Consider the following 5,791-nt stretch of genomic DNA (forward strand, 5'->3'; position numbering starts at 1 on the left):
GCCCGATCCGGGGTGTCAGCGGGCCATGAAGGCCAGCAGGTCCTGGCGGCTGACCACACCGGTGGGCTTGCCCTCCACCAGCACGATCGCCGCGTCGGCGGCGCCCAGCGCGGTCATCAGGTCGGCGATCGGCTCACCGGCGCCCACCTGCGGCAGCGGGGCGCTCATGTGCTTCTCCAACGGGTCCTCCAGCCCGGCCCGCTTGGTGAAGAGCGCCTCCAGCAGGTCGCGCTCCACCACCGAGCCGACCACCTCGGCGGCCATCACGTCGGGGTGTCCGGCGCCGGGCTTGACCACCGGCATCTGGGAGACGCCGTACTCGCGCAGCACCTCGATGGCCTGGCCGACGGTCTCCTCCGGGTGCATGTGCACCAGCGAGGGCATCTCCCCCTGCTTGCGGTTCAGCACGTCGCCGACCCGGGTCTCCGGCTCGCCGCCCTCCAGGAAGCCGTAGTCGGCCATCCACTCGTCGTTGAAGATCTTGCTGAGGTAGCCGCGCCCGCCGTCGGGCAGCAGGACCACCACCACGGCGTCCGGGCCCAGCGGCCGGGCGACCTCCAGGGCGGCGGCCACCGCCATGCCGCAGGACCCGCCGACGAGCAGGCCCTCCTCGCGGGCGAGGCGGCGGGTCATGCGGAAGGAGTCGCGGTCCGAGACCGCGACGATGCCGTCGGCCACCTCCCGGTCGTAGGCGTCGGGCCAGAAGTCCTCACCCACGCCCTCCACCAGGTACGGCCGACCGGAGCCACCGGAGTACACCGAGCCCTCGGGGTCGGCGCCGATGACCCGCACCCGGCCGTCGCTGACCTCCTTGAGGTAGCGGCCGGTGCCGCTGATGGTGCCGCCGGTGCCGATGCCGGCGACGAAGTGGGTGATCCGCCCCTCGGTCTGCTCCCACAGTTCGGGGCCGGTGGTCTCGTAGTGGGAGCGGGGGTTGTTCGGGTTGCTGTACTGGTCCGGCTTCCAGGCGTCGGGGATCTCCCGGACCAGGCGGTCGGACACGTTGTAGTAGGAGTCGGGGTGCTCCGGATCCACCGCCGTGGGGCAGACCACGACCTCGGCCCCGTAGGCCCGCAGGACGTTGATCTTGTCGGTGGAGACCTTGTCGGGGCAGACGAAGACGCAGCGGTAGCCCTTGCGCTGGGCGACGATGGCCAGCCCGACCCCGGTGTTGCCGGAGGTCGGCTCGACGATCGTGCCGCCGGGGCGCAGCTCCCCGGAGGCCTCCGCCGCCTCGATCATCCTCAGGGCGATGCGGTCCTTCACCGATCCGCCGGGATTGAAGTACTCGACCTTGGCGAGGATGGTGGCCTCGATCCCCTCCGTGACGCCGGTGAGCTTCAGCAGCGGGGTGTTGCCGACAAGGTCGATCATCGACTCGTGATACTGCACAGTGGTCTCCGCGGGTTCCGGGCGGGTCGTGTCCGCCCACTCGACAGCACTGTAGGGGGCCGGGACGGGGCGCGGCCTCCCGCGGCGCCGGGCGCTCCCGGGCGATCATGGGGTGACGGGCGTGCCCGAACGGTTCGGGGCGGAACGGTCCGCGCGTCCGGGGCCGGCGTCGGCCGCGCGGAGGCGCCGGTCGGGTCGAGGCGCGGGTGGAGGCGGGACGATGGCGGCGGATTCCGGATTCGACAGAGCGTTCGGCAGGACATTCGGAAGGGTGTTCGACAGAGCCTCGGGGGCGGCCCTCCGTTCGACCGGGGGCGCGGCGGTGGGGACGCCGGGCACCGGCGCTGTGCGGCGGGTCGCCACGATGGCGGCGTACAGCGGCGGAGGGCTCGGGCTGCTGGGGGGACTGACGGTCGGCGTGCTGGTGACCGAGGCCCTCTTCGCCCGGCGGGTCATCGGGTTGAACGAGAACGAGCCGCCGCCGGCCGATGGCGTGTACGGCCGCGAGTTCGCCGGGGCGGGGCACGCCGGCGTGCCGTGGCGACTGGGCTTCCTGGGCGACTCGACGGCGGCCGGCCTGGGGGTGCACCGGGCGGCGGAGACTCCGGGCGCGCTGCTGGCCACCGGGCTGGCGGCGGTCTCCGAGCGGCCGGTGCGACTGCGGAACGTGGCGCTCTGCGGGGCTTCCTCGCAGGACCTGGAGCGGCAGGTCTCGCTACTCCTGGACACCGACGCCGGGCGGGCACCGGACGTGTGCGTGATCATGATCGGCGCCAATGACATCACCACCCGCCAGCCGCCCGTGCGCGCGGTCGAGCTGCTGGCCGCGGCGGTGCGTCGCCTGCGGGAGGCGGGCAGCCACGTGATCGTGGGCACCTGCCCGGACATCGGCTCGGTGGAGCCGGTGGCGCCGCCGCTGCGCTGGGTGGCCCGACGACTGTGCCGGCGGCTGGCGACCGCGCAGACCATCGCGACGGTGGAGCTGGGCGGCCGAACGGTGTCCCTGGGGGACCTGCTGGGGCCGGAGTTCGCCGCGAACCCGCGCGAGATGTTCGGCCCCGACCGCTACCACCCCTCCGCGGAGGGGTACCGGGCGGCGGCGATGGCGATCCTGCCGACGCTCTGCGCGTCCCTGGGGGTGTGGCCGGAGCCGGAGCGGGTGGAGCCGGCGCGCGGGGAGTCGGTGCTGCGGGTGGCGGACGCCGCCGCGGCGGCCGTGGCGGAGAGCGGCAGCGAGGTGTTCGTCACCGGACCGGCCGCGGCGGGGGACCGTCGACGGCGGCGGGCGCTGCTCAAGCATCGGAGGCAGCGCCGGGTCAGCGGTTCCGAGCCGGAGCCGACCGAGGCCCCGGCCGGCCACGCCCCGGTCACCGGGGCCCCGACCACCCGGACCCCGGCCGGCCACGACGGTGACACCGTCCCGGGCGCGTGACCCCCTCCCCGGCGCCACGGGCCTCCCGTCCCACCGGGGTCCGTGGTGGCGGTCGGTCGCCGACGGGCGCCGGGCGCGGTGGAGCGGCGCTCCCTCCCCGCTCCCTCTCCTCGGTCGTGTCCCCGGTCACCGGGGGGCGGTTCCCGTTCCCGGCGACCGCCGACGTGACGTCCGTCGCCTTCGACTACCTGACCAACCGCTTGGTCGGTATCCTGACGCCGTCCGAGCACGACCCCGCCCCGCCCCCGGCGGTGCGGTTCGAATCACATGTGAGCGAGGTGACCCGCACCCCTACGCGCGGGTAACTTCCAGAGCCGATCAGCGTTCACCCTCCTCGGAAGGGGCCCTCATGCCCGAAGCCGTCATCGTCTCCGCCGCCCGCTCCCCCATCGGCCGGGCCTTCAAGGGCTCCCTGAAGGAGATGCGCCCGGACGACCTCACCGCCGCGATGGTCCGCGCCGCCCTCGACAAGGTGCCCCAGCTCGACCCCCGCGACATCGACGACCTGATGCTCGGCTGCGGCGCCCCCGGCGGCGAGCAGGGCCACAACCTCGGCCGGGTGGTGGCCGTGCAACTGGGCATGGACCACCTGCCGGGCTGCACCATCACCCGTTACTGCTCCTCCTCCCTGCAGACCACCCGGATGGCGATGCACGCGATCCGGGCCGGCGAGGGCGACGTGTTCATCTCCGCCGGCGTGGAGGCCGTCTCCCGCACGGTCAACGGCACCTCCGACGGCATGCCGGGCACCCACAACCCGCTGTTCGCCGACGCCGAGGCGCGCACCGCCGCCCGCGCCGAGCGGGCCGGGGAGGGCTGGAGCGACCCGCGCGAGGCCGGTGAACTGCCCGACATCTACATCTCCATGGGCCAGACCGCCGAGAACCTGGCCCGCCACAAGGGCATCACCCGCCGCGAGATGGACGAGTTCGGCGTGCGTTCGCAGAACCTCGCCGAGAAGGCCATCGCGGACGGCTTCTGGGAGCGCGAGATCACCCCCGTGACCACCCCCGACGGCACCGTGGTGAGCAAGGACGACGGGCCGCGACCGGGCGTGACCATGGAGGGTGTCGAGGGCCTCAAGCCGGTCTTCCGCCCCGACGGCCTGGTCACCGCGGGCAACTGCTGCCCGCTCAACGACGGCGCCGCCGCCCTGGTGATCATGTCCGACACCAAGGCCCGGGAGTTGGGCATCACCCCGCTGGCGCGGGTCGTCTCCACCGCCGTCTCCGGCCTCTCCCCGGAGATCATGGGTTACGGCCCGGTCGAGGCGAGCCGGCGGGCGCTGAAGCTGGCCGGCATGTCGATCTCCGACATCGATCTGGTGGAGATCAACGAGGCGTTCGCCGCACAGGTGATCCCCTCCTACCGCGATCTGGGCATCGACCTCGACCGCCTGAACGTCAACGGCGGTGCCATCGCCGTGGGCCACCCCTTCGGCATGACCGGCGCCCGCATCACCGCCACCCTGATCAACTCCCTTCAGTGGCACGACAAGCAGTTCGCGCTGGAGACCATGTGCGTCGGCGGTGGTCAGGGCATGGCGATGGTGCTCGAGCGGATGAGCTGACACCATGGGAGAAGTCCCGCGGGCCCGGAACACAAGGGCCCCGGGGGGAGTGTTCACGGGGCCACGCACAGGCACGGTATACACCAGCGAGACCTAAGCGGCCCCGGGATGTAACCCATCCGTCGCCGCCCCGCGTCCCCGCAGGTCACGGGGGTGCGGGGCGGCGGTGACACACCCCCCACGGGACCAAGTACCCCCCCAAAGGGGGACATTCCGATCTGGCGCCCCGTGGCAACGGCAGGGAAGGCTGAGGTAGGAAAGGCTGCGGACCGAAAGCAACCGGGAGATCGTTCGTGAGCGCAATATCCCTCATCCTGCTGCTCGCCGCGGGAATCGCACTGGTGTTGTGCGTCACCGCGCTCTTCGTCGCCCGTGCCCTGCGCGCGGAGGTCGCGGCCCTGCGCGCCGAGCTGCTGTCCACCGGCCTGCCCGCGGCACGCACCGCTCCCGACGAGGAACTGATCCGCGCCGCCGTCGCCGACGCCCTGGCCGACGAACGGGAACGCGAACTCGCCGAGGCCCGCGCCTTCTGGGCCGACCAGGAGGCCCGCGAGCACGGGGCCACCGGCTCCCTCCTCGCCGGACGGGTCACCGGCCCGGACTTCGGTGACGGCGACGAGGCGCTGTTGGACGCCCTCCTGGAGGGCTACCTGCCGGGTGCCCTGCCGGCCGAGAGTCCCTTCCAGGTTCCCCGTCAGGGCACCGTGGACCGCGCCCCCGGCGCGGTGGGCGACCTCCCCGAGGGCCCGGAGCCCGCCGAGCGGGCCGCCGAGTCCGACGGCGCCGAGTCCGCCGAACTGGCCGCCGCCCGTCGCCGCCACCCCTCCCACCCCGGCTACACCCTCACCGGGGAGCCGGTGGATCGCGAGCGCGCCGAGCAGCCCGACCGCGAGGACCCCGAAGCCGCCGACGCCCCGGGCGCCGGCGGGGAGCACGGCCGGGAGAGCCGGGCCGCCGAGCAGCGCCGAACCACCGAGCAGCTGCGCCGCCTGGCCGAGACCCGCATACCGCTCGCCGACGTCCGTCCCGGCCCGCTGGGCACCCTCGACGTCTTCCTCTTCGCCGACGGCACCACCCTGTGCCTGTCCCCCGGCCACCAGGAGACCGCGCAGCGGCTCGTCGCCGCGCTGCGCGCCGGGCGCCACCCGGTCCTGCTCGGTGGCTCCGGCGTCTCCGGCGCCTACGCCCTGACCTTCGGCTGCGGCCCGGCGGGCCCCGCCGGGGACCCCGGCGCGGGCGAGCCGGCGGTGGAGGAGAACGTCTACCTGCTGGCCGACCGCGTCGTCACCGCCTGACGCCGGGGCCTGAACACCGGGGCCCGGCCCCGGGTCACCGCACGCCCCCATCCGCCGCCGCACGGCGGCGTCTTCGCGTCGGGCGGGAGCCCGGCCTCCCAC

Annotated in this window: 4 protein-coding genes; 3 read left to right on the forward strand and 1 reads right to left on the reverse strand. The window is 74.1% G+C overall.

Going from position 1 to position 5,791, the window contains the following annotated elements; translation table 11 throughout:
- Nucleotides 1-15: 15 nt before the first annotated feature.
- Complete coding sequence (locus tag FNQ90_RS10570; protein WP_143623218.1) at nt 16-1,392, reverse strand: cystathionine beta-synthase; 1,377 nt, start codon at nt 1,390-1,392, stop codon at nt 16-18.
- A gap of 364 nt (nt 1,393-1,756) precedes the next feature.
- Here FNQ90_RS10570 and FNQ90_RS10575 point away from each other — a divergent pair, with 364 nt between their 5' ends.
- From FNQ90_RS10575 to FNQ90_RS10585, 3 genes are all read left to right on the forward strand, one after another.
- Nucleotides 1,757-2,824 (forward strand): SGNH/GDSL hydrolase family protein, encoded by a 1,068-nt coding sequence (locus FNQ90_RS10575; protein WP_182606141.1) that lies wholly within the window; start codon nt 1,757-1,759, stop codon nt 2,822-2,824.
- Nucleotides 2,825-3,173: 349 nt separating this feature from the next.
- On the forward strand, nt 3,174-4,394 hold the full coding sequence (locus FNQ90_RS10580) for an acetyl-CoA C-acetyltransferase (RefSeq protein WP_143623200.1): 1,221 nt from the start codon (nt 3,174-3,176) through the stop codon (nt 4,392-4,394).
- Between the two features lie 302 nt (nt 4,395-4,696).
- The gene (locus tag FNQ90_RS10585; protein WP_407699337.1) at nt 4,697-5,689 is read left to right on the forward strand and encodes a hypothetical protein; all 993 of its coding nucleotides are present in this window, start codon (nt 4,697-4,699) and stop codon (nt 5,687-5,689) included.
- Nucleotides 5,690-5,791 lie beyond the last annotated feature (102 nt).

Origin of the sequence: Streptomyces alkaliphilus (genome assembly GCF_014141535.1) — a bacterium.
GTDB classification, from domain to species: Bacteria; Actinomycetota; Actinomycetes; order Streptomycetales; family Streptomycetaceae; genus Streptomyces; species Streptomyces alkaliphilus.